Below are 24,557 nucleotides of genomic sequence, written 5' to 3'. Positions count from 1 at the left end.
CAATCTTATTCATATTCATTATCGGAGGTGGACGATTTGGCACGAGCATTAGTTGTTATTACCCCTGCTGAGGGGCATGTTAACCCATCATTAGGCTTGGTGCAGCAGCTTGTGAAACAAGGCGAGGAAGTCACTTATGTATGTACGGAAGAATACCGCGAGCGGATTGAGGCAACAGGTGCGAAAGTGTTGACTTATACGTATGCCATGGGATCCTTTGCCGAGGATCCTGTATTGAAGCCTATTATTTACAAACATCCTTATCAATTTATCCAGTTCATCCTGCGCGGCATGATCAAGCCGATCATCCCAGAGGTTCTTGCACTGACTGAGCAGAACACATATGACTATTTGATTTACGATTATTTATTGGGCTGGGGCGGGCAAATGATTGCCGAACGGCTTGGCATTCCAGCAGTATGCTCCATCACTTCATTCGTGTTCACAAAACCACTTGGCTCGGAACAAAAAATGACCGAGCAGGAGGAGCGAGAGATGCAGGCGATTTATGATTCCTCGATGGAAATCGCCAAGCAATTAGCTGACCGTTATCAATTGTCTGTCCCTGCAATTTCAGATATCTTTAAGGCTTATGGGGAGCTAAAGGTCGTGCATCTCAGCCGTGATTTGCAGCCGGACGCAGAGCAACTGGATGACAGCTATGTGTTCACTGGCTCGTCCATCGTACCTCGCATGGATGCACCAACTTTTACGTTGGATCGCAGCAAGCTTTCTTACACGCAGACGGTCTATATATCGCTAGGGAGCATTTTGAATAACAACCTTGAATTTTACAAGCTGTGTTTCGCAGCATTTCGAGATGAGCCAATTCAATTCATTTTATCATCCGGCAAAGAAACCAATATGGAGCCAATTGCTGACCTGATTCCAGATAATTTCATCATCAAACCGTATTTGCCTCAATTAGAGGTTCTGCAACAAGTAGATGCCTTTATTACACACGCTGGCATGAACAGCACCAGTGAAGCCCTATATTACAATGTTCCGCTCGTTATGATTCCATTAACATCCGATCAGCCTATGGTCGCTCAGCAAGTACAAAAGCGAGGCGCTGGTGTTATCGTCGATCATCAAAGTCTTACGCCGGAAGTGCTGCGAAATGCGCTATTGGAAGTATTAAATCACCCTACCTACAAGGAGAATGCCCGCTCCATCGGCAAATCTCTGCGCGAAGCAGGAGGGTATGAACGTGCCGCCGAGATGGTTATGAAGGTTGTCGGCAAAACGGCTTCACAGCCCCTGTCGACACAGAAGTAACCCGATTTGCATTGCAGCCGATCACCAACCAGTTTCATTGACACGTTATTTGTCCTTACCTATAATGGTCATAACAACTATAGGGGTTGTTCAAAGCAAGCGCTTTGAGCAATATAATAACGATGTGAATGAACCTGGGGGTCCACATTTGGAATTAGAAAAGTATATCGGAGTCATTGTTCATCGGGCGGATCTGAAGCTTAATAATTATTATCAGAAGGTCGTAAACCCTTTCGACATCACCGTAGACCAATGGGAAATCCTAGTGGTGTTGTGGGAACAGGAAGGAATTACACAGAAGGAACTTGCAGAGCGACTTCATAAAGACCAGACGAATGTAGCCCGCATGCTTTTCAAGCTAGAAAAGAAGGGCTTCATTTATCGGGTAACGCATGAATCGGATCGACGATCACTTCGTGTATTCTTAACCGTCAAAGGCCGAGAGATCAAAGAGGAAATACTAGCCCCATCAATCGAGGCTTATCGGAAAACAATCGAAGGATTGACGGAGGAAGAAGTAGAAACATTCCGCAGAATCTTAGCCGTCATGCACGACAATGTGAAGGATTTATAAGAAAGAGGCCGTCCCTATGTGGCGGCCTCTTTGTCATGAATCTTCCAAAACAGAAGACGGACACAGGTACAACCATTCCACCTGTTCTGCCATCTGTTACAATTCCGGTGAACGATCAAATATGCGGCGTACCTGAGATACTAGCCAAATGACCGTGAATACGATCATAATATCAAAGCTCACATTGAACAAAAACAAATGCTTGCCCAAATCCGCTTCTCCATCGCCGACTAGCGGCACCGCGACAGAAATGATAGCAACCAACGCTACAATGATCGTAACATCAAGTACATGCCGCTTATATTTATTGCGGATATATTCCTTTAATATAACGCCAAAGTAAAGCAAAAAGAAGATAAAGAAGAAGATGAAGTTCTTAGGAATCAAATTCTTTTTGCCCTCACTCCAAGTGCTGTAGGTGTACGCTATTGCACCGCGAGGCTGACCCAGTTCCTTCTCATAGCTCCCTAAGTAATAAGGACGAATGAATGTTGCCTGTGCAGATGCAGCCTCAAGCTTGTCGATGATTCGACTAGGATGGCGCAAATAGTAACCGACAATGTCCATATGTCCAAGCCTAGAGTATACATGCTCCGTCAGTTCAGGCGCATCCTGCTTGATCGGCACATCGGTCTGAAAATAATTTGTTCCAGCAAGTACGGCATATTTCTGAGGGATGCCCAACGCATCCAAGTCCTCTGAGACGTGAGGAGAATCCTTTAAGATACCGAAAAATATCGTCTGGTACAAATTAATCTGCTTCAATTCCTTCGGTGCGAAAACATAGATGAGCCCCGTCGTCGCGATCATGAAGGCGACCCCACCGGCAATTACCCGTTTCCAAGATTGGTCTGACCGCTTTCTATACAATCGAAGCCCGTACAAAGCGAATACCAATCCAACCGGTGCATTCTGAATTTTGGAAGCCGCCAGTATAAACGCACAAACAAACAACAGTACGAGCCAGGTAATCGAAGGTTGCTGCTGCCTTGCTAGAATGACGGAAATTGCTGTGGATAGCAGTAAAAACAGGAGTGAGACTGATTCTCCGAAAAAAGAATGAAAATAGGCAACATAGCCAATATCGAAAAAGACGAGCAGTACACACAGTGCTGCAGTTATCTGCAGCCAGCGCTTGCCAGCGCATGCGTAACGAATAATGACGAATAATGTACTTAGCAGCAGCAACGAATATACGATGCCCATTGCCTGCATCGGAAAATAAGATGAATTCAGCACTCTCCCAAGCAGACCTGCAATGAAGACAAACAGCACTTGCGAGGAGGCATAATTGATCGCAAATGAACCATACTCATATTTGGAATGGCTATATCCGAAATATTTGTCATCATAAGTAAATGTATCGGGCAGAGGCGATATTCCCCCACTGCGTACAATCCGGTCAAAGTCCCCGTTATCCGCGACTCCGATATATGGCGATGTAAACAGGATGCTGATTAAAATGATAGCTCCAATGAATACGGATCCCCAAGCTACCCAATCTTTTCGTCTCATGCAAAAATCACTCTCCTCATAAGAAAAACGGCACTTCCCCAAAGAGGAAGTGCATCATCCCATTATTGGCGTTCTGCTCTACGGTAATTGTCATAGTCTTCTCTGAGGTGTTCATCATTCGCTTGCCTCGAACGGGCAGTATTGTCTGATACAGATGATGATGCAGCGAAGGTAATTAGACGATGAAGAACGAACGAAGTCACTGTATATGCTCCCGCTTCACCTAGCACAATCAGCGATTGCTGCCATGACAGCGGCAATGAGCCAAATAATGACGTAACCAACGCTGAAAATGCAGGATGGAGCAGCACGTATGCTGCTGCATAGCACAAAAGGGAAATCACAAGGAAGCGTATGAAGCTGCGCAACTGCGCCCCCTCATACTGAAACGTAAAGCGCCGATTCAGGATGTAACTGCACAGCACCCCAATGGTATTCCCGACAAATGTCGCTTCGAAGTGAGCCCAGCCTGCTAGATGCATCAATGCGTAGATTAATCCCAAACCGATGCACGTATTGATCACGCCTACAATGGCGTAACGGCTGAACAGTCCAAGCCAGCCTGCTTGCTTCTGGCTCAATGGGACCACCCCTGTGCATCTGATTTGGCACCTGGCCAAGACGGCTTGACTTCGTCTTTCGACACGTTTTTGTCCGACAATACAGTCTCCACAATATATGGCGGTCTGCGTTTTACTTCATTATATATCTTCCCAATATATTCACCGATAACGCCCAACGCCAGCAATTGAATGCTGCCGATGAACCAGACCGAGAACATCAACGAAGCCCAGCCAGATACGGTATGACCCGTCAGTTTCGACACAAGTGTGTATCCTCCTGCAGCAATACTCGCTCCTAAGCTGATGAAACCGAGTGTCGTAACTAGCCGCATCGGCTTAATGCTGAACGACGTAATGCCATCCCAGGCAAATGACAGCATCTTGCGAAGCGGGTATTTGGATTCGCCGGCAACGCGCTCCATGCGGTCATAGGACACCGTGGTGGAACGAAATCCAATCAAGGGAACTATCCCCCGCAAGAACAAGTTCACTTCCTGGAATTCACCTAAATGCTCAACCGCACGTCGGCTCATCAATCGATAGTCCGCATGGTTATAGACCAAAGGAATCCCCATCTTATGCATCAGCTTATAGAAAGATTCAGCACTCCAGCGCTTGAACCAGGTGTCTGTCGCTCGGCTGTTGCGAACGCCATACACCACTTCATAGCCTTCATGGAACTTGAGAACAAACTCTCGAATCGCCCCTGTATCATCTTGAAGATCAGCATCAAGCGACACGATGCAGTCTGCATGCTCCTTCGCATACATCAACCCAGCAAGCAGCGCCTTTTGATGACCTGCATTGCGAGCAAGCTTCAATCCGCAGATGGCAGGATGAGCGGCGCGAGCCTTCTCGATCTGCTGCCACGTGCCGTCGCGGCTTCCGTCATCAACAAGCACAATTCGACTGTCGGCGGATACCAGCTTGTCCCGTTCAAGTCCTTCAAGCAGCTCTACCAGCACCGGTGTCGTAATCGGCAAGGCCTCCTCCTCGTTATAGCAAGGAATGACCATATAAAGAATTGGTAATGTCATCAAAATGCTCCTTTAATAATGAAAATGCGACATGTTTCCACAACACAGATGATTTCCATTATATCCTATTACATGCAAATATGCATAACCAAAAATAACAATTCGGCTCATCTATTATACCGAAAGACAAAAACGCCTGCTGTTCACTCATGGCGAATAACAAGCGTAAATGGATGGAAATCATGAAAAAGAAGTCACTATACCTCAATATAAAGCTGTAAAATCAGCTTTTTCTGTCTATTGCTTCAAAAACCGCTTCGTGAAATTGTTGGCGAAGCTCTACTACACTCTTCTCTCGGCCAAAGTGTACACGGTTTGTCAACAAGACAATGCTTGTATCCCATTCGGGATCAATCCATATACTTGTACCTGTGAAACCCGTATGACCAAAGCCGCGTAACGACCAGCCCTTCCCTGCAAAATCAGCAATATCGCCGCGCAGCACCCAGCCAAGCCCCCGCTTTGCACCCGGAATGGCAGTTGTCTGACAGCCAAGTGCATCTTGCATGATGCTGTCTGACAGCAATTGTGCCCCGTATCTATGCTCCGCTCTTCTTAGCCAGAGACTCGCATAGCGTGCAAGGTCACGCGCTGTGGTGAACAACCCCGCATTTCCCGCGATTCCGCCTAATGCAGCCGCGTTCTCATCGTGAACCCGTCCCCAGCAATACGCCCCCAGCCTCGCATCATATTCGGTTGCTGCAATCCGCAACCGCTTCTCTTGCGGCGGATTATAGCAGCTATCTGTCATGCCGAGCGGCTTTAACAGCATTTGTTCCACTGCATGAGCGAGCGACTGGCCGCATACATGCTCAATGATTCGCCCAAGGACAATATAACCGAGACAGCTGTATTGACACCCTTCACCCGGTCGATACTCCAATTTCATTCGATTAAGTGCTTGCGCGATTTTATCTTGTGACCATCCCTGTGAATACAAGTCTCGATGTGCAGGGAGTCCTGACGTGTGCGCAAGCAAATGGCGAATTGTAATCATTTCCTTTCCATAGTCATGGAATTCAGGGATATGTGAAGCTACAAGATCATCCAACCTAAGATCCCCAGCTTCTACCAGCATCAGTGTTAGCGGAAGCGTAGCTACGACCTTCGTCAAGGATGCGCAATCGTATAAAGTATCGATCGTAACGGGGAGCATATCGATATCTGTCACAATTGCATTTCCACTGGCATACTCGAACGAACGGCCACCACACCGAATATGCACTACTGCTCCAGGAATAAGTTCGTTCGTAATCGCATTATCAATAAGAGCGAACGCGTTATGCAATCGTATACTGTCCATCTCGACATGCTTCTCCAACATCGTCCATTCCCTCCACATTACAGTGATGAATCAAAGATCATAGAGTGCAAACGAAAAGCATGTATCTAGAAATAAGCCTCCGCTTCCATTTGAGTGTTGACACAGCTGTCATGATTGCATTTTACGGCATGGCCAGCTTGCCCATAACCGTCGGCCGTGCGGCTCCCGTAACACGAGGCAAATTATTCGGCAGCCCATGTATAAAATCATTTGCTAACAAAGCAAATGCGATTGCTTCTTTCGCATCTCCAGGCAAGCCCATTTCATCGGATGCCACAACCATCTGCTCTGGCAGCTCCTCTGCCAGCCACCGCATCAGCGTAGCATTTCGCGCTCCCCCTCCGCTTACAATGACATCGCGGACGGAATGATGAGGGAATACGAACTGTCGATATGCATCTGCGATCGTGCGTACTGTCAAAGCGGTGAACGTAGCTACAATGTCCTCTGCTTCTAGCCCACGCGCTCTCCCTTTTTCCAGCCATTCCAGAGCATAGTCCTCGCCGAACATTTCACGTCCAGTCGTTTTCATAGGAGGTTGATCATAGTAAGGATGAGTAAGCAGTTCATCCAGCAGTTCATGGTTCAATTGGCCGCGTGATGCCCATTCTCCATTGCGATCATAGGTCAGAGCACCGCCGGACAATTGATAAATCGCTTGATCTATTAACATATTGCCTGGGCCTGTATCAAAAGCAGACACCGAGTCCCGATCTCCACCAGCCGGAAGAATCGTACAATTGCCTATGCCGCCAATGTTCTGTGCAATTCTGCCCACCTTCGAATCCCGCAGCAATAAATAGTCCGCGTAAGGAGTTAATGGTGCTCCTTGTCCGCCAATCGCCATATCCGCCGGTCGATAATCTCCGATGACGGGAATTCCCGTATGCTTGGCAATGACCGATATATCCCCAATTTGCAAAGTAGAAGGAACTGCACAGCGATCTGCCAAATCCACCACAGGCTGGTGCCATATCGTCTGGCCATGGGAGCTGATAAAATCGATATCCTCCATAGCAACTCCAGCACTGCTTGCCGCCTCCTGTGCCGCCAATGCGAACAATTCTCCCATATATGCATTCATGATGCATATTTCTTCTGTGCTCGTTCCTCCTCTTGTACACAGTTTCTTCAGCCGCTCTCGAAGTTCATCGTCATATTCCTTGCAATGGAAAGCAAGCATATTCGCCTTAGACGATAGGCCAGCTCCCTCAATATGAACGATTGCCGCATCTACTCCATCTAGCGATGTACCTGACATTAGGCCGATGATAATATGCTCCGATTTCACAGCTAATGATCGTGTGCGCAATATGTTTCCTCCTTAGAACCTTTGTGATATCTATCTTTCATGCCTTCCATGTAAACGCATTCAAATACAGCAAGGATGCAGGTATCTTTCTTACGACGGTATGTCCTTCTCACATTCTATTTTTTATTATACCCTTCTGAAATATTATTTCAATTTATGATATAATTAAATAATTATTATTTTCTATTTGATAGCTTAAAAGGAAAATGGAAGCTTATTTTAAAGAATGATGGCAGCACGACTTTTACTTCCTTTCATTTTCAAATTACGCGAACTGGCCCTCGTAACAAAATTGACACATTGTATTTCTTTATCTGACAGATTATAATCTATCCAAATCAATCCAGAGATTTCATTCCACTAAGGAGCTGATTGTATGAACTTCCCTTCTCTTCAGGACATTGAGTCCCTTGAGAGAGACGAACAAATTGAAACCATTAAGAAGCTTCGTCTTACAAATCGTATTCATGAGATGGCAGAGGGCTTCGGGTTCAAAAGCTCTTCGATGTATTACAATTGGTTGAAAAAACTGCAAATCTATGAGGACCTGTGCGGGAAAAAGAGTGTCTTTAATCCAGTTGTGCCGCGTCCATCCAGTGACATGATGCATGCAGGCTCAAGTTATGCACTTCGAGATGAAATGGGCAGCTTTCCACAGTCATCTCAACAAATCGTTCTATCCCAGGACGAGATGAAATTCAAATATGAATTAACTGCTTCAGGATCACAGACTGCTGCCTTGCTTCGTAAAATTGCGGCCTATATTGAAGATGAAGAAAGCGATTTCAAAATCTCGCTATGTATTGAAAAATAATGAGCTGTAATCCAAACCAAAAGGGCTGCACAAATTTGATTTGTGCAGCCCTTTGCCATTCAAGCCAAATATGATGGTTCTACGACAGCCCCAACTGCTCGAAGGAACGATGCATATCCTCAATGAGCAAATTAGGATCCTCAAGCCCAGCATACAGCCGTACAAGCACAAGACTTTCGTTCTTTGAACCCGCTTGGGGACGAACGACCTGTACTAGGCTTTCATAACCACCCCAGCTTACGCCGATACGGAACATTTGCAGTCGATCCGCCCAATCCAGCACCTGCTCAAGCGGCAGATCCGTTTCGAATGAGAACAAGCTGCCATACCCGCTCATTTGCTGCTTTGCCAGTTCATGCTGCGGATAAGAAGCAAGTCCCGGATGATTGACTCGAGTAATATATGGATGCTCGTCCAAATAAGCAGCAATGGCCAGACCATTCTGCTGCAGTCGTTCCATACGCAGCGGAAGTGTCCGCAGCCCGCGCATGGCCATACATGCCGTTTGCGGCGTCATAATTCCCCCATACAATAGGAATTCTTGGCGGCCGATTTCTTTTAGTCGCTCTTGTGAGCCGATAATCGCTCCTGCCATAATGTCGCTGTGTCCACCTACATATTTGGTTAAGGAGTGGACAACCAGGTCGATACCCAAAGCAAGCGGATTTTGAAATATCGGAGTTGCCCATGTATTATCAATAATCGTTGTGGCTCCAATCCGCTTGGCCAGTTCAGCGCAGGCGCGCAGATGCTGCAATCTGATCGTCATGCTTGTCGGGCTTTCCAGGTACAACAGCGATGTATTTGGCCGAACCGCAGCTTCTATACACTCTATTGATTGCCCATCTACGAATGTCGTCTCGATCCCGAAGCGATGCAGGTAATTCCCAAGCATCTCACGAGTTGGCCCGTATACATGCTCCACACATATGACGTGATCGCCGCTCTTAACGGCCGACATGATTGCTGCGGAAATAGCCGCCATTCCAGAAGCAAAGCAGCGAGCGGCCTCTCCGCCTTCCAGCATAGCCAACCGCCGCTCCAATTCATTCACGCTAGGATTGTTGCCTCGCGAATACAGATGGTGCTCAAGTGGGGAATCCAACGCCTCATAGAATTCCTTATGACAAGAAAATGTAAACAAACTATTCTGATACATGGGCATCGTAACTGCGCCAAAATGCCGTTCGTCGTGGCAATCATGCACGACTAATGTTTGCTTGTCCCACTTCTTGTCTGAAGCCGGGCTTTGTTTCTCGGTTGACATAATCCTATCGTTCCTTTCACAGCAGTAATCACTTCAATTATCATACACGAACTGCGGCCTGCAACCTCCATCTATCCTATGCCGGTGTATAATCGTTGAGGTTTATCTCATGCTCTCATTTCCGCCTTTAATCCCTTGGATTTGTAGATACAGCCGCTCGTCTGCGATAGATCTGATAGCCTTTGCGCAGCAGCTCTAGCAGCCACTCTGGAACTGGAACTCCCCACTTCAGACCAAGCGGCTTATACAGTAGCTTGTAGGCACGCTTGAAATCTTTCCACATTCGATCCGGCTGCGGGATAAGAAAGTCAGACACGTCCACAACATAGCCTCTGCTGCCATCGTACATGACATTTTTCCCATGAATGTCCCTTGGTGTCAACCCCCTCATGGATGCATACATCAGCGCCTCATCAATATCGTCTAATACAGACTGCGGTATTGAAATTCCTTGCCGAAAGCAATGATACAGCGTCACCCCAGGAAGACGTTTCATTACCAAATAGCCTCTTCCCACGCAGTAGCATTCAGAATAGGCAGGGTGCTTGCCAAGCCGCCGATATACTTCAGCTTCGTCCTCCAGCCCTTTTCGACCTGTCGCATATACTTTTACGGCTAGATTGGCATATTGCTTGTGGCTAAATACGACAGCATAATTTCCTGCACCAATCACATCCCAGCCGGCCGGGATGTTGGACACTTGAACGGGATTATCTCCATTCAAGCTCCGAATATCTGCTTCAGGCAGCAGGACAAGTTCAATCTGCTCACACAGCGATTGAAGCTGTTCTGGATTCGGCTTCAATAGACATTTCTCCTAACCCTCGTTACAACATGTATAACCGATTCGTAGCGTTCACTACTCCCTTAATATACCATAATCATCCCATATCAGCTGCAATCATCGCCTGCTCATTTATAAAAAAAGAACACCTCTCCCTCTCGGAGAAGTGCTCTTATCATTCATCATTTTATTTACTTCGCAATACATTCATAGCGTTTCGAAGTATGGTCTTCATTCAATTCGCGCACGATACCGTTCTTCACAAAATATTTTAAGCTGCAATACACCGTAGAGAGCGAAATACGTCTTGTATTGGCACGCATCCCGATATAAATTTCAATCGCGGTAGCGGGGGATTCCGCTTGGTTCACGAACGATAAGACCGCTTCTCTCTGCTGTGTCAAATGTACGGATTCTCGCTTATTGTCAGGTTGTACGAATGAGTTCATCGAATGGCGATTCATATGGGTCCCTTCCCTTCTTATCGTTGTTTTTGTAATGTGAAATGCTTGTTATTGGTTCATATGCTGCATATGTGCACTTACATCAATTCCTAAACCTGCTGCAACCCGAGCACCATAGCCTGCGTCTGCCCGGAAGAAGTTGCACAATGCGCGCATTTGAACCTCCGGTCTCACCTGCTTTAGATCACTGACCAAATTCGCAATCAATCGTGTTTGCTCCTCTGGCGTCAGGCTGCGGTACTTATCGCCTGCTTGCCCGAAATCATTTGTCTTGCTAATCGTCCGTCTCATCGTCGTACCGTCAAGCAGCATTTCACTTTCTGCGTATTGTGCCCCAGCTTCAACATATGCACCTGGATGGCTGTTCGGTTCATAGTTAATCGGCGACGGATCCTGATTTACATTCATTGCACCGTCACGCTGGTGATTGCGAACCTGAGCAAATGGACAGTTCACCGGAATTTGCAAGTAGTTCGCGCCCAGACGATAGCGCTGTGTATCCGGATAGGAGAACAAGCGTCCTTGCAGCAGCTTATCTTCGGATGGCTCGATGCCCGGCACCAATACACTAGGAGAAAATGCAGACTGCTCAACGCTGGCGAAGAAGTTCGCCGGATTCTCATTCAAGGTCATTCGACCTATCTTTATCATCGGCACAAGTTCTTCTGGCCATACCTTCGTAGGATCAAGCGGATCGAAATCAAAATCATCGCTTTGTGCTGGATCGATCATTTGTACATGTAAATCCCACTCAGGAAATTCGCCTGCCTCAATCGATTCATACAAATCACGGGTAGCATGGTTGAAGTCCTTCGCTTGAATTTGCTCGGCCTCTTCTGCAGTCAAGCTGCGCACGCCTTGAAGCGACTTCCATGTATATTTTACATAGATAAATTTGCCATCGGCGTTCACCCATTTGAAGGCGTGCACGCTGAATCCGTCCATTTCACGATAATTCGCTGGAATACCCAAATCGGAGAACAGCCATGTCAACATGTTCGTTGATTCAGGTGACAGCGACATGAAATCCCAATAATGATCTGGAGTTTGGATATTGGTGTGCGGCGCTGGCTTCAAAGCGTGCACCATATCCGGGAACTTAAACGCATCGCGGATAAAGAATATAGGGAGGTTGTTGCCTACCAGGTCATAATTGCCTTCTGTCGTATAGAACTTTACGGCAAATCCGCGCGGGTCGCGAAGCGTCTCAGGTGACGTTCCTCCGTGAATAACTGTGGAGAAGCGTACGAATACCTTCGTTTCCACCGAAGGATCCTGCAAAAAGGCTGCCTTCGTATATTTAGCCATACTTTGATAAGGACGAAACACACCAAATGCGCCTGCACCGCGCGCATGTACGACTCGTTCAGGAATACGTTCTCTATCGAAATGCGCCAGCTTTTCAATCAGATGGTAGTCCTCCAGCAGCACTGGACCGTTTTGCCCTGCTGTTTTCGAATTTTGATTATTGGCTACGGGGGCGCCTTGGTTCGTTGTCAGTCTCGTCGGCTTGCTCAATACTATCGCCTCCACAGTATTTATTTTATCTTTTACATGATAATTATTATTATTAAGCGTGTTATTAATTTAGCACACTGCGGAGTTATTATCAATAATAATTATAATTTAATATTTATTTTTAGTTAAAACATCAGACCAATCCTGTATCCATTATGAGTCAACCCATCATAGGGAATTCGAATTATAGGGCTCAGAAATGTAGAGAGGAAAAGCCCCTTATTCCCTGCGCAAATCAACTATCAGATTACAGGAGATAAGGAGCTTCTGGTATTGAGTGATATATGCAGATGGTGTTAGGCTCTTCGTTGATTGGAACGAGAATGATGAATCAGTTCGGCATAGTATCCGTCCTGTGCTAACAGCGATTCATGTGTCCCCTGCTCTGTCACGCGGCCATGCCGCATCACGATAATACGATCCGCATGCTGAATTGTAGATAAGCGATGAGCAATAATGAGCGTTGTCCGTCCCTCGGATACAACTTGCAGTGCTTGTTGAATAAGCTGCTCTGTATGAGAATCCAGGTGCGCCGTCGCCTCATCCAAAATAAGAATGCGAGGCTGAAACACATGAATGCGCGCGAAGGAGATAAGCTGTCTCTCCCCTGCCGACAAACCACTTCCGCGTTCTGACAGCCTTGTATCATAACCCTTCTTCAAGCGTTTGATAAGACCGTCCGCGCCGACAGCCTTGCATGCCCAGACCACTTCTTCACGAGTTATCGTATTTTGAAATAATCGGACATTATCGAGGATTGAGCCGGAATAGAGAAACGGATCCTGCTGTACAAGTCCTACAATTTGATGCAGCGTATGTTGCGGCAGCTTGCGGATATCGACCCCGTCAATTTCCACGCTTCCCCGCTTGACATCATAAAATCGGGCTAGAAGGTTCACAAGTGAACTCTAACCTGCCCCCGTAGTACCCACGATGCCTATAAATTCGCCTGGTCTAATATGCAGATCCAGATCGTGCAGCACGTCTCGGTCATCGACATAGGCGAAGCGAATATGGTTGAAGTCAATCTTCCCTTGGACATCAGAGGCTGCCACTTTATGGGTATCTTCCGGTTTTGGATCGGTCACTTCCGGCTGCACACGGAAAATGCGCCATAAGCGATCCATAGATACGCTCGTCGACTGAAGCGTATTCCACTGCTGAGTAATATGGTTGATCGGCTGGAAAAATTGCCGAATGTAGTTGATAAAAGCATATAAAACACCGAATGCCAAAGAAGTATCCAATACCGCATAACCGCCAAGCCACACGATGAATGCAATGGATACGTTGCCCAATATATCGAAGGAGCGGTTGAACATGATGCTTGTTCGCACCTCGCGCAGGTTTTCACGCAAATACTTTCGATTCTGCTCAGTAAAGCGTTCCGTCTGCTCCTGTTCCTGATGAAATGTCTGAATCAGACTCATGCCTGACAGATTCTCCGCCAAGAAACCTATGAGTCTGGATAGTTCTCCGCGCGCGCGTTGATAGGCAGATCGCAAGGCCTTGCGAAAGGCGACCGCAATCGCAAAAATAATCGGAAATAAAATTAAGCTGTACAACGCAAGCTTCGCGTCAAGCGAGAACATAAAGGCCACAACCAATATAAGCGACAATCCATCCCTTACTGCACTTAGTAACACCTGGGTAAAGAACCGATTAATCGTTTCGGTGTCGCTCGACACGTTCGTCACAAGACTGCCCATCGAATGGCGATCGAAGAACGACATTGATTGCTTCGTAATATGCTCGAACAAGTCTTTCCGAAGCTGTCCGACAATCCCTTGCCCTACCTTCTGCAGCAGATTGGCCTGGATGTACGTGAACAATAAGCTGAGCAGCGCCAGCAGCAAATAACCGCCGCCAAGCATAAACAGCGTCTCCACTCCATGCTTGCCAGCTAGTACATGATCGTCAATTGCTATCTTTACAAGGTAAGGCTGCAGCAGATCCGCACCAATTGCGAAAAAGGTACATAAAAAAATCGCGAGAAACGTAAGGCGGTACGGCTTTGCATACGCAAGCATGGCGCGAAACGATTGCCTGCGATCGTCTGGAGATCTATCTGCAAGGCGTGGGCCGGAATTCTTAGGCTGGATCCGAGGGTTATTCCTACTGTTCTCATTCATTATCGGCTCAGGCATTTCTCATCCCCTCCTCTTGAATCATATAGAGCGAGGCATAGTAGCCGCCTGTCCGGACAAGCTCTTCATGCGTTCCGCGTTCCGCAATGCATCCATTTTCAAGCACAACTATTTCATCGGCGTGACGAACAGCACTAATGCGATGCGCAATAATGATAGTGGTCTTGCCCTTCCTTACTGCTCGCAAGTTGTTCAATATCGTCGTCTCTGTCACAACATCGACTGCACTTACACTATCGTCCAATATGAGAATGGGGGCATTCTTAATAATCCCCCGCGCTAGGCTTGTGCGCTGGCGCTGGCCCCCGGACAAGGTAAGACCCCGTTCACCAAGCTTCGTACGGAATTGATCCGGGAATCCCATAATATTGTCCCATACATCCGCATGCTTTGCTGCATCCTCAACGGCTTCGTCTGCTGCATTCCGGTCGTAGAAAGCAATATTATCGCGAATCGTGGTACTGAACAGGAATCCATCCTGCGGTACATAGGCAATTTGCGTCCGTAAGCTCTCCAGCGTTCCTTGGCAAATGTCCTTGCCCCCAATCCATATCGTCCCTTCCGGTGGATCGTACACGCGTAGCAGAAGCTTCACCAGTGTCGACTTGCCGCTTCCCGTCTTGCCGACAATCCCCAGCGTCTTCCCGGTCGGAACATGAATACTCACGTCAGATAAGGATGCGCCGGTACCCTCAGGATAAGTAAATGATAAATGTTTGATTTCAATTGCCGCTTTCTCTGCCGAAATAGGCATCGCATCATCCAGTTCGCGGATGTCCGGTTCTTCAGTTAGCAGTCGGTTCAAGCGGTCAAGCGAGGCTCTGGAGCGCAGCATCACATTAATTACGTTGCCGATTTGCTGGAGGGGCGTCATAATCATGCGCAAATATAGGGTCAATGTAACGAAGCTGCCAAGAGACAACTGTCCCTGAATGGACAGAATGCCTCCGTACGTGATCGCAATAACGAGCGAAAGTGCGCCTGCGAACGGAATGAGCGCCTGAAACAAAGAAGTCATACGAACAAGCCCCAATTGATTGTCACGAATTTCATCGACTGTAGCTCCAAAGCGTTCCTCTGCCACATGCTCCACTGCGAACGTCTTCGTCACCTTCATGCCTCTGAATTGCTCTTCTGCAGATTCGGTCATTGCCGCCAGTGATTCCTGCACCGCTCGCGAGCGAGTTCGAATGCGCGGCCCGAAATAGATGACGATCAGCGGTATCGTTAGCAGTGGAAGCACACATACGAATACCAAGTACAACGGAATACCGCTTATGCCCATCATGATGATGACAGACAAGAGCAGGATCGTAGCATTCGTTGTCTGGTTCACACCGTTGGCGATCGTTTCTCGGACTGAGGTCACGTCATTCATGAAGTAGCTTAACAGCTTGCCTACACCATGATTCGAATAATAGTGCTCGCTCAGCTTGGTGAATTGGACGAACAGCTTCTGCCTCGTATTGAATTCGAACTCGCGTCCAAGGCGGTGATTCACGTATTGTCCGATACCGAACAAGAGACCGTAGCCTATTGCCACTCCCAGCAGCCATAAGCTGTAATGAATCACCGCTTCCTTCGTCAGCCCCTTCATCTGCAAATCATCTGTGAACCGCCCTAGCAAGGTCGGGAATAGAGAATAAATGATATTGGCTAATGCCATGCAGCCCACAGCTGTCACATACAGCGGCAGATGAGCCCGGACATGACTAAGCAGCAGCGTCTTTCCCTTCATGGATAGCACCACATCCTGTCTCTTATTCTTTTGTTATTGTCGCTGCTTCACCATACAGCATCGGCTGACTCGTTATCAGCCGCATGCGGGTGCAGCGTGTCCATTGCATTTTTTGAAAGTTATTTTGTCACTGCATTTTCTTTATCGCACTGTGTATATCTGTACATAAATAGTAATGGAAATGTCCACCACACACAAACCATATTTTTACATACAGACATACAAGCAGCCATACTTTACTTTACAAAATATTCATCCCTTCCTTCTTAAATATAAGGTGTTCACCCCATCCAAATAGGCCGTACGGTTCATGAGTAGGTATAGAAGAAATGAAGTCGGCAAAAGTATTGCGTTAGAGATAATGCGGACAACGTTATTGCACAGGGAAACAGAAAAGCCGCTTGCCTCGATCTGAGGAAGCGGCTTGAAACTGCAAATAACGTCATCTACGTGCGACTTATGAAATTGTTCGGAAACAAGCTACAAGCTAATTATGGGCAGCTAAAATCAATGCCGAGGCATCTGATGCATAAGGCGCCTTTTCAAAATTACTGTAAGCTTCGATATGATCAAATCCGCATTGTTCAAGCATCTGCACTAGCTGATTGTACGTAACCGGGATCAAGGGGATGGAGCTGCTCACCGACTGACCATTAGCCGTCAACGTCGTCGTAAACAGCACCTTATCTTCAACAAGCTCGTAGCTTCTTTCAAAAGCAACATGCTCATTGCGAATGACCGGGAACGTAAAATTGCTTCCGGCAAGTACGTTATCATAGTTCACAACTTGAATGAGCAGTGTTCCGTGTGCCCGCAAACTCCTGTACGACTGCTGCAGAAATTGATGAATCTCCTTCCTGTCCTGAAGGTGTGCAAGCGTATTGCCCACACAGTATATGCCATCATAGTGATCGGTGAGCTGCTCCAACTCCAGCATAGAGGTTGAGATGGCCGTAAGCCGCCCGCATTGCTTCGCTTTCGCTCGGATGCGAGCACACATCGCCACCTCAGGTTCGGCCGCAGTAACGTTGTAGCCCGCTTCCGCAAGCGCGTAAGCAATATTGCCTGTGCCCGCTCCCATATCAAGCAGAGAGCTTCCTTCTGCATAATAGGATGAAATATATCGCAGCTGCTTTTCATTTGCCGGAAAGAGAACATCATAATACGGAGTTAAAGCGCGATAGAACGTCATGTGAAAGATCTCCTCTGTTAAGCCTTTATTAGCATATAATCGGATTTAACTATATCGTAAAAACTTGATGCAAAATGTGATCTCAATCAAATCATCCAGAGTCTTTCTTTGCTATCATAACCATGCATTGATAATGAATCTCAATTGCAAAGGAGAGCTTAAAATGAGTGAACTTATTAATAATCGCGAGAACCGTACCTTACATCATACAGAACGTCAACAGCTTCTTAAACAAATCATAAAGGATCTTCATAACGGACAATCAGAAGGTGCTGTGCGCGAACGATTCAAGCAAGCGATCGGCAATGTTACCGTACAAGAAATATCGCAGTTGGAAGAAGCCTTGATGAGGGAGGATGGCATTCCTGTTCAAGAGGTGCAGCGTCTTTGCTCTGTGCACGCTTCCGTCTTCGAAGGATCGATTGAGGATATCCATCGTTCGGATCGCGCCGAAGATCAACCAGGACATCCCGTTCATACGTTCAAGCTGGAAAATAAAGCGATCGATCAGCTCGTCAATTTCAAAATGAAACTTCATAGCGAACAATATGCCAAAAATGATACAGAGCAGAATCGATACAAGCTCTTAAATGACCTGAACTTGTTGTTAGACGTCGATAAACATTACAGCCGTAAAGAAAATCTGCTATTCCCTTATCTTGAGAAATATGGAATTTTCGGTCCAACAAAGGTAATGTGGGGCGTTAATGATCAGATTCGGGTTTCCATTAAAGAGGCGAAGCGTCAATTAATGGAGCACGCACCTAATCAGCAGGAAATCCTGAATCTGCTTCAGATCGTCATACATGAAGCGACTGCCATGATATCGAAGGAAGAGAATATTTTGTTCCCGATGGCATTGAACGCCTTAACGGAAGACGAATGGCTCAAAATCGCGCATGAGAGCGAAACGATCGGCTATTGCTTGGTAGAGCCTGCTGGAACGTGGATCCCAGCGCGCCATCACATTAAAGACTTCCCCGAACAGAATGATTCGACTGATGAGGAATCACTTGACGGTTACGTTCGCTTTGAGACTGGAATCTTGTCCGTCAAGCAACTGGAAATGATCATGAACCATCTTCCCGTCGATCTTACCTTCATCGATCAAGATGACGTGGTTCGGTTCTTCTCTCATGGCAAGGATCGAATCTTCGCGCGCACGAAAGCCGTAATCGGACGGACGGTTCAGAACTGCCATCCGCCACAGAGCGTCCATGTCGTGAATGAGCTGTTGGCGGACTTTAAGGCAGGCAAGAAAGATGTCGAAGATTTTTGGATACCATTCAAGGATAAGTTTGTATATATACGCTATTTCGCGGTTCGGGATGAATCGGGGCAATATATGGGGACATTGGAATTTACGCAAAATGTAAGCGAGATACGAGCATTAGAGGGACAAAAGCGCATCATGTCCTAGATAACTCTGTTCTCCAACACTGGCTCACCGGTTTACGCGAAATGTACCGTAGGCCGCACAATCAGCCCAACTGCTGCTTGCAAGCCGCTTTCCATTTCATTCAAGGGAGCGGCTTGAAGCAATAAGCACTGTCTGCAACTAACGCTTAGCAACTTGCATCCGGCACCTTCATGCGTTCCAGTACCGCCCGCTTGCGATATAGCATCTGCGCCGTCTCCGCCATGTCATGAATCATGGAGCGGTTCATGAACGAACCGAACACCATTCCGATGACCGGCACGGATTGGAACAGCTTCTTCCAGCCAAAATTATCAGTAAAGGACACCATCGTTTCCCGCCAGCCCTGTACTTCAGACAGGGAGTCACGAAGCCTATTCGGGTTGTCATAGTCGCCAATATCCTGCAGCACTGCCTGCTTGCCTACAATGTCCGACATCGTAAGCTGCATGCACTTTACAATAAAGAGCCTCTCTCTTGGATCATCCGGATCAAAGCCGTAGCATATCGCCGTCTCCTGAAGCACTTTCAAAGCAATCCCTAGAACCGCGGGGATATCAACCGCCAACGTAAATATGCCGCCAAATCCGGTCGTCGCTCCTTGCGCAAATGCTACTGTTTTATTGGATTCCTTTACCGAATCCGCAACAGCATTGCTCAGGGCCAGCGGCATCTGCCTCACACCTGACAAATCCAGAGGACTCCCCTGTGCAGTGAAGGCCGCGAACGAGTCAGGCTCTTCTTCTTTCCACTTGTTGCAGAGCTTCTGCAATATGCTTTTTTTCTGGACTAAATAGCTTCCGCCTGTATGGAGATAGCCCCCCAGCTCATCCAGCAATTCAGCCATTTTGTTTTGTATCCCTTTGGGAGTAAAGCGATCCAGCAGCGTGAACGGCAGCCGTCCTACTTTTTCAAAAATGGATAAATCCTTCTGCTCGCGTTCCCATACTTCAATCGCTTGCAGCATCTGTTCAAGTTCAAGTCTCGATTCTCCCATCGTTCTTTATCTCTCCGTCCCCGCATTAGAATAAACAATTATTTCTATACCATACGGAATGACTTCATGTAGGTTGCGTCTCCTTTTCTCCCAAATGCTCTGCAGTTCGCCAATACAATCGGAAACACAGCAGGGATATAGATGCCAGCGAAAAGTTGGAAGAGATTCATACCGAAGGGTCAGCAATTTTCTTGTCGTTTTGTCCAATCTTCCTCTATACTTGGTGGTAATTAAATAAATTTTTATATTTTCATATATTTATGTTCCTGCAACTTAATCTTTTATCTATCTTCATTGATGTCTTCATGTTCGTTCCATAGAAAGAAGGGATAACTATGCATTGGTATGAACCGTTCCAGTCTGAGATTGAACAAGTCTTTCATGAGGCCGAATGTATCATCGGAGCATTCCCAGCCCCTTTGAATGCGGCAGGATTACGTTATTTGGAGAAGTTCAACCCTGGCAATGATCGAAGCACGGACAATTATATATGTTATTGTCTGCCTTATTGGATGCAGGACATGACTGGACTCACGACAACGCATTGCCGCCGCTTGGCTCTGGCAGGAATATTCGTCATGCTCTATTACTTCATTCAGGATGATGTCATGGACAACGATTGCGGTAATCCAACCGAGCAGCTTGCCTTAGGAAATCTATGCTACATCGAGCTGCTTGACATCTATAGACAGCTATTCCCTCCCCAGTCCCCATTCTGGGACAGCTTCAGGCAGTACACATTAGAATGGGTCCATGGCGTCACAAGCGAGCGTATTCAGGATGTATTCATGACGAATCGCCTTAAGGTCGCTTATAAGGCTGCACCTGTCAAGCTGGCAAGCAGCGGAGCTCTATACTTAACAGACATGGAGGACAGGCTCCCGCAAGTATCCGAGGCCATTAATACTGCGCTTATCTGTTTGCAAATGAATGACGATTGGGCAGATTGGCAGACAGATCTGCAAGATGGAAGCTATAATTGCCTGCTGGCCTGGATTCGTTCTATAAATCAAATTCCGACAAATGAACCACTTACTGAGCAGTTCGTTCGACATGCCATTACCGTATCGGATGTCCTTTATTCCTTTGGTCAAGAAGCGTTGACACTGCAAGCCAAGCTGGATGCCATGCCGGAATCAGCCCCTCATATCATTGAATTCAGCCGCTCATTAGTAGAAAATCTGTTTGAAGAAGCCGACCGGATTCGACAACATCGGGAAGCTCTGATGATGGGCGGATTGTCATATTGGTTGTCGAATTCGGTAACAAAGTAGTAGTTTGCGGAATACGCAGAATGATACATTGGAAGCGCAAGATATCCCATTCTAAAGGAGGGGTACACATGGTTTCTGCGGATCAACTACTTAAAAACCAAATCATTCACAAAGCTTGGGAAGATCCCTCATTTAAGGAACGATTGCTGTCTAATCCGAAAGCAGCTATTAAAGAACTACTGGGCATTTCAATTCCTGACCATGTTGAATTGACGACTCAGGAAGAAACAAAAGATCACTTCATCCTCGTCATTCCTCCAAACCCGGCAGAAATACTTCCTACCGACAATGTTCGGCGTTTTTTCTGGTAATCCATTTTTCCTTCCTCGAAAATGGGCTTCCCTATCATTCTCATGACTTGTGGGATGCCCTTTCTCTCTAATTAATCTATTTTATGCCCCACTATGTAACGATAGAGGCGGCTCCTCAAATGCTGCGGGGAAGCGCACAACTGCTTCCGTCCCCTTCCATTTTTCGCTATAAAAATGAATACTTCCTTTCATAACTTCTATAATTCGGAAGGTAACCATTAGACCTAACCCTGTCCCCTTTGTCTTGTTTGAGAAGTAAGGTTCACCTAATCTAGCAATCTCCTGATTATCCATACCAATGCCAGTGTCCTTGACGCAAATGATAATATTCCCCTCTGCTGCATACCCCTCAATTCGAATTGCTCCTCCATCCTGCAGTGCTTCGATGCTATTCTTGATCAGATTGATAAAGACTTGCTTGAACTTAGAAGAGTTTCCGTAAATAAACAGATCTAGTTCTACGTCCAGATCTATGACTCCACCCTGCATATTTGCAAGCGGAGTCAGTATCCCTTCTATTTGCCTGAGCTCATCCCCAACATCCAGAATCACAACATCCTCCAGCTCCGGCTTCGCGAAAGTTAGAAAATCAGTTATTATTCCTGAAGCCCGATCAAGCTCAGTTAAGGCTAGCTTCACGTATTCCTTTTCCTTGTCATCGGAATGATTTCGCAGAAGTTGAAGGAATCCTCGGGTCACTTGGAGCGGATTACGTACTTCATGGGCTACAGAAGCCGCAAGTTCACTGATGATGTGCATCTTTTCGGAGTGCTGCAGCTTACCGTTGTACATTTCTAGCTCTTTGGAATACTCAATTACTTGTTCATGGTTGGCAACAATTCGTCTGCCCATAATCATAATAAAGGCAATAACAAAAGCCACAACGCCCCATTTCCAAATGGTAAGTTCATATTGACCAGATCGAACCAAAAACCAAACTAATTCTCCTAATGTCACTACAGCAAAAACAATAAAGCCAATCGCAAACAATATTGCATCCACATTTTTTCGAACAGCATATACAATCGATAGACCAACTAGCAAACACAACTGCAGGACAATAATAATGGCATACACAGTAACTGTAAGAAAATAAAAGACGCCGTAAAATTGATTGTTCATAGGGGATATGAAAATCACGCCCAAAAGCATAAGGATTCCATATCCTATTTGAAACTTTCGGATTTTAGAGGTTAGAGAATACGGTCCAGGACCGGTAATTTGTTCAAAATAATAGGTTAACGCAGGAAAGAGAAATTGCATGGCTATATCGAATAAGCGAACAGTATACCTTCCATATTCTCCGAAAAAAATATAAATAAATTTTGAATGCGTGATCATAATAATACCCGCACACAATATAACAATATTCAGAGACAACCAGCTCGGTAAGTCAATGTTGCGAAGACATAGGACACAGATGAACATCACGAGGGCGACAAATATCAAGGAGCTTCCTAGTAGGATATCAATAAGCCCTTGGCTCGCATAATCTTGTATAATGTCTTGATAATCGCCAATAATAACTGGTTTTTGAATCCCTATTCGTTCAACTGTTGAAAATGCGTGAATGTAGATGTGCTGCCCGCTTGAAGAGGGTTTTATCGGTACTAAGACCTGAAAAACATCAGATCCATAATCGCGTGCAGAATGGTATAGTCTTCTTCCTTCCTCCGAATATACATCTACACTAAATCCGTATAACATACTTATGTATAATCCGGGTTGCTCCCAATGGACAGAGGGAATTGATATTCGATACCAAGCAGATTGGTTTCCTTGGGGCTTCAACGGAATGTTAGTTTGAATATCAACAGGCTTCCATCCCTCTACTCTGCTTTTAATGTCCTTCCATGCGCTTTGCCGCTGCTCCCATATTACATCCCATTGGGTAAGCGTGATTTTTGAGGGTTCTGGTTGTGTGGATAATAGAGAAGGGAATGTTATTGCTCCAATAACCAATAGAATGAGGCCAATGAAAATACCTCGCGTGATCCAGTTTCTAAATCCCATTTCACACCTCTGCATGTATTCAAGGATCATTCCATATCCGATAAGGGCAATACTTCAACAAAAATATGTAAAATCCTTCTTATAATCTGGAAATCGAACCAATTCTGATACGCGTCTCCAAAAAATATAATGAAGTACAGGGATCTTGTTGAAAATGCCCGCTCATGCCACTTATGTGTCGATCAATGTGAGGGAGAAGACATAGTGATAGTATATACGAAACAATTGCGAGATGACTGTCGAAAAAAGAATGTCGAATGGATTTTTTCATAATCGTATCCTTTGTTGGGTTCGTTCCTAACAGATGCATTGCAAGCAGGCAGATTTCCTTGTTACGATGAATACATAAATAGATGATATACATCGTACGTAATGTAATCTACAAAGGAGTAACCCTATGACAACTTATATAGAAGAACATTATAACGGCAACGATTTCAGCTATGTGAATTGGAGCGAGTCTGAGCTTCGCAACTGCACGTTTACCTCCTGCCGTTTTCGAGGCGCTCAACTGGCCGGAGCATTGACAACAGGCTGCCAATTTATTGACTGTGACTTCACTGGAGCTATACTTAATGGCTCTATCCATACGCGAAGCGCGTTTACGAATTGCCGATTTACAGGAGTTAATTTATTCGCAGCAAAATTTGAAGAATGTAAAATGGTAGGGACTGATTTCACCAATGTATTATGGGACGGCATTACGATCAACGGAGGAGATTGGTCGTATACAAATTTGCGCCATGCGAATTTTACGAGGCAGGATTTGCGCAGTGTTCGTTTCATGGAAGCGGATCTAACAGAAAGCAAGCTGGAGAAAGCTGACCTGCGGGATGCCGACTTAACCCGCACAAATCTTACCAAAACTAAGCTTACAGGTGCAGATCTGCGAGGGGCTGATATGAGCGGAGTGAATTTCAAAGCGCTGGATCTTGCTAAAGTCCGAATTGATATGTTCCAAGCCGTTGCATTTGCTAAGGCATATGGAGCCAAGGTAGATTAGTATATAGTAACAGCC

General features: G+C 46.2%; 20 protein-coding genes and 1 pseudogene. 7 read left to right on the top strand and 14 right to left on the bottom strand.

Features of this window, described 5'->3' with window-relative positions:
* Positions 1-36 precede the first annotated feature (36 nt).
* Together ACQ5BJ_RS23580 and ACQ5BJ_RS23575 are read left to right on the top strand one after the other, a co-directional pair.
* Positions 37-1,278, top strand: coding sequence for a macrolide family glycosyltransferase (locus tag ACQ5BJ_RS23580; protein ID WP_430112642.1), 1,242 nt, complete (start codon positions 37-39; stop codon positions 1,276-1,278).
* 148 nt (positions 1,279-1,426) lie between these two features.
* A complete protein-coding gene (locus ACQ5BJ_RS23575) occupies positions 1,427-1,852 on the top strand; it encodes a MarR family winged helix-turn-helix transcriptional regulator (protein WP_040734834.1) in 426 nt (141 codons plus the stop codon).
* A 96-nt stretch (positions 1,853-1,948) separates the two neighbouring features.
* Here the strand turns inward: ACQ5BJ_RS23575 and ACQ5BJ_RS23570 are convergent, their stop codons facing one another.
* The 5 genes from ACQ5BJ_RS23570 to ACQ5BJ_RS23550 form a co-directional block, all read right to left on the bottom strand.
* Positions 1,949-3,367: a hypothetical protein gene (locus ACQ5BJ_RS23570; RefSeq protein ID WP_430112639.1), complete on the bottom strand. Its 1,419-nt coding sequence runs from the start codon at positions 3,365-3,367 to the stop codon at positions 1,949-1,951.
* A 62-nt stretch (positions 3,368-3,429) separates the two neighbouring features.
* Complete coding sequence (locus tag ACQ5BJ_RS23565; RefSeq protein WP_373568833.1) at positions 3,430-3,957, bottom strand: GtrA family protein; 528 nt, start codon at positions 3,955-3,957, stop codon at positions 3,430-3,432.
* A complete protein-coding gene (locus ACQ5BJ_RS23560; RefSeq protein ID WP_430112637.1) occupies positions 3,945-4,967 on the bottom strand; it encodes a glycosyltransferase family 2 protein in 1,023 nt (340 codons plus the stop codon). The genes ACQ5BJ_RS23565 and ACQ5BJ_RS23560 overlap by 13 nt, the downstream gene beginning before the upstream one ends.
* A 223-nt stretch (positions 4,968-5,190) precedes the next feature.
* A complete protein-coding gene (locus ACQ5BJ_RS23555) occupies positions 5,191-6,291 on the bottom strand; it encodes a serine hydrolase domain-containing protein (RefSeq protein WP_430112634.1) in 1,101 nt (366 codons plus the stop codon).
* Between the two features lie 121 nt (positions 6,292-6,412).
* Entirely contained in the window at positions 6,413-7,603 is a 1,191-nt protein-coding gene (locus ACQ5BJ_RS23550) for an anhydro-N-acetylmuramic acid kinase (RefSeq protein WP_430112631.1), read from the bottom strand.
* A 376-nt stretch (positions 7,604-7,979) separates the two neighbouring features.
* Here ACQ5BJ_RS23550 and ACQ5BJ_RS23545 point away from each other — a divergent pair, with 376 nt between their 5' ends.
* On the top strand, positions 7,980-8,417 hold the full coding sequence (locus ACQ5BJ_RS23545) for a hypothetical protein (protein ID WP_005542840.1): 438 nt from the start codon (positions 7,980-7,982) through the stop codon (positions 8,415-8,417).
* A 79-nt stretch (positions 8,418-8,496) separates the two neighbouring features.
* Here ACQ5BJ_RS23545 and ACQ5BJ_RS23540 read toward each other — a convergent pair whose 3' ends face one another.
* The 7 genes and pseudogenes from ACQ5BJ_RS23540 to ACQ5BJ_RS23510 form a co-directional block, all read right to left on the bottom strand.
* Positions 8,497-9,684, bottom strand: coding sequence for a trans-sulfuration enzyme family protein (locus ACQ5BJ_RS23540; RefSeq protein WP_430112628.1), 1,188 nt, complete (start codon positions 9,682-9,684; stop codon positions 8,497-8,499).
* A gap of 127 nt (positions 9,685-9,811) precedes the next feature.
* Positions 9,812-10,489 (bottom strand): serine/threonine protein kinase, encoded by a 678-nt coding sequence (locus ACQ5BJ_RS23535; RefSeq protein ID WP_005542844.1) that lies wholly within the window; start codon positions 10,487-10,489, stop codon positions 9,812-9,814.
* Positions 10,490-10,659: 170 nt separating this feature from the next.
* Complete coding sequence (locus ACQ5BJ_RS23530) at positions 10,660-10,932, bottom strand: transcriptional repressor (protein WP_005542846.1); 273 nt, start codon at positions 10,930-10,932, stop codon at positions 10,660-10,662.
* Positions 10,933-10,980: 48 nt separating this feature from the next.
* A complete protein-coding gene (locus ACQ5BJ_RS23525; RefSeq protein ID WP_430112625.1) occupies positions 10,981-12,450 on the bottom strand; it encodes a catalase in 1,470 nt (489 codons plus the stop codon).
* 296 nt (positions 12,451-12,746) lie between these two features.
* Positions 12,747-14,597: pseudogene (locus tag ACQ5BJ_RS23520) on the bottom strand (ABC transporter ATP-binding protein).
* Positions 14,590-16,335, bottom strand: coding sequence for an ABC transporter ATP-binding protein (locus ACQ5BJ_RS23515; RefSeq protein ID WP_430112623.1), 1,746 nt, complete (start codon positions 16,333-16,335; stop codon positions 14,590-14,592). The pseudogene ACQ5BJ_RS23520 and the gene ACQ5BJ_RS23515 overlap by 8 nt, the downstream one beginning before the upstream one ends.
* A 487-nt stretch (positions 16,336-16,822) precedes the next feature.
* Positions 16,823-17,527 (bottom strand): class I SAM-dependent methyltransferase, encoded by a 705-nt coding sequence (locus tag ACQ5BJ_RS23510; protein WP_430112622.1) that lies wholly within the window; start codon positions 17,525-17,527, stop codon positions 16,823-16,825.
* Positions 17,528-17,690: 163 nt separating this feature from the next.
* On the opposite strand from ACQ5BJ_RS23510, the gene ACQ5BJ_RS23505 reads away from it, so the two are divergent.
* Positions 17,691-18,947 (top strand): DUF438 domain-containing protein, encoded by a 1,257-nt coding sequence (locus ACQ5BJ_RS23505; RefSeq protein ID WP_430112620.1) that lies wholly within the window; start codon positions 17,691-17,693, stop codon positions 18,945-18,947.
* A 145-nt stretch (positions 18,948-19,092) separates the two neighbouring features.
* On the opposite strand, the gene ACQ5BJ_RS23500 is transcribed toward ACQ5BJ_RS23505, so the two are convergent.
* The gene (locus tag ACQ5BJ_RS23500; RefSeq protein ID WP_005542856.1) at positions 19,093-19,941 is read right to left on the bottom strand and encodes an EcsC family protein; all 849 of its coding nucleotides are present in this window, start codon (positions 19,939-19,941) and stop codon (positions 19,093-19,095) included.
* 335 nt (positions 19,942-20,276) lie between these two features.
* On the opposite strand from ACQ5BJ_RS23500, the gene ACQ5BJ_RS23495 reads away from it, so the two are divergent.
* Both ACQ5BJ_RS23495 and ACQ5BJ_RS23490 read left to right on the top strand, forming a co-directional pair.
* The gene (locus ACQ5BJ_RS23495; protein ID WP_005542857.1) at positions 20,277-21,215 is read left to right on the top strand and encodes a hypothetical protein; all 939 of its coding nucleotides are present in this window, start codon (positions 20,277-20,279) and stop codon (positions 21,213-21,215) included.
* A 68-nt stretch (positions 21,216-21,283) separates the two neighbouring features.
* Positions 21,284-21,526 (top strand): NHLP leader peptide family RiPP precursor, encoded by a 243-nt coding sequence (locus ACQ5BJ_RS23490; RefSeq protein ID WP_163976750.1) that lies wholly within the window; start codon positions 21,284-21,286, stop codon positions 21,524-21,526.
* A gap of 81 nt (positions 21,527-21,607) precedes the next feature.
* Here ACQ5BJ_RS23490 and ACQ5BJ_RS23485 read toward each other — a convergent pair whose 3' ends face one another.
* Positions 21,608-22,678: a sensor histidine kinase gene (locus ACQ5BJ_RS23485; RefSeq protein WP_262866349.1), complete on the bottom strand. Its 1,071-nt coding sequence runs from the start codon at positions 22,676-22,678 to the stop codon at positions 21,608-21,610.
* Between the two features lie 1,258 nt (positions 22,679-23,936).
* On the opposite strand from ACQ5BJ_RS23485, the gene ACQ5BJ_RS23480 reads away from it, so the two are divergent.
* The gene (locus tag ACQ5BJ_RS23480) at positions 23,937-24,542 is read left to right on the top strand and encodes a pentapeptide repeat-containing protein (RefSeq protein ID WP_005542863.1); all 606 of its coding nucleotides are present in this window, start codon (positions 23,937-23,939) and stop codon (positions 24,540-24,542) included.
* The last annotated feature ends 15 nt before the right edge of the window (positions 24,543-24,557 follow it).

Origin of the sequence: Paenibacillus sp. B1-35, assembly GCF_050474385.1 — a bacterium.
GTDB classification, from domain to species: domain Bacteria; phylum Bacillota; class Bacilli; order Paenibacillales; family Paenibacillaceae; genus Paenibacillus_B; species Paenibacillus_B alvei.
This window is presented reverse-complemented; position numbering and strand designations above follow the sequence as displayed.

Coding starts and splice junctions, on each gene's coding strand:
- ACQ5BJ_RS23570 (WP_430112639.1), bottom strand. CDS start 3,367: ATGAGACGAAAAGATTGGGTAGCTTGGGGATCCGTATTCATTGGAGCT.
- ACQ5BJ_RS23560 (WP_430112637.1), bottom strand. CDS start 4,967: ATGACATTACCAATTCTTTATATGGTCATTCCTTGCTATAACGAGGAG.
- ACQ5BJ_RS23555 (WP_430112634.1), bottom strand. CDS start 6,291: ATGTTGGAGAAGCATGTCGAGATGGACAGTATACGATTGCATAACGCG.
- ACQ5BJ_RS23545 (WP_005542840.1), top strand. CDS start 7,980: ATGAACTTCCCTTCTCTTCAGGACATTGAGTCCCTTGAGAGAGACGAA.
- ACQ5BJ_RS23540 (WP_430112628.1), bottom strand. CDS start 9,684: ATGTCAACCGAGAAACAAAGCCCGGCTTCAGACAAGAAGTGGGACAAG.
- ACQ5BJ_RS23530 (WP_005542846.1), bottom strand. CDS start 10,932: ATGAATCGCCATTCGATGAACTCATTCGTACAACCTGACAATAAGCGA.
- ACQ5BJ_RS23515 (WP_430112623.1), bottom strand. CDS start 16,335: ATGAAGGGAAAGACGCTGCTGCTTAGTCATGTCCGGGCTCATCTGCCG.
- ACQ5BJ_RS23510 (WP_430112622.1), bottom strand. CDS start 17,527: ATGACGTTCTATCGCGCTTTAACTCCGTATTATGATGTTCTCTTTCCG.
- ACQ5BJ_RS23505 (WP_430112620.1), top strand. CDS start 17,691: ATGAGTGAACTTATTAATAATCGCGAGAACCGTACCTTACATCATACA.
- ACQ5BJ_RS23500 (WP_005542856.1), bottom strand. CDS start 19,941: ATGGGAGAATCGAGACTTGAACTTGAACAGATGCTGCAAGCGATTGAA.
- ACQ5BJ_RS23495 (WP_005542857.1), top strand. CDS start 20,277: ATGCATTGGTATGAACCGTTCCAGTCTGAGATTGAACAAGTCTTTCAT.
- ACQ5BJ_RS23490 (WP_163976750.1), top strand. CDS start 21,284: ATGGTTTCTGCGGATCAACTACTTAAAAACCAAATCATTCACAAAGCT.
- ACQ5BJ_RS23485 (WP_262866349.1), bottom strand. CDS start 22,678: ATGCTTTTGGGCGTGATTTTCATATCCCCTATGAACAATCAATTTTAC.
- ACQ5BJ_RS23480 (WP_005542863.1), top strand. CDS start 23,937: ATGACAACTTATATAGAAGAACATTATAACGGCAACGATTTCAGCTAT.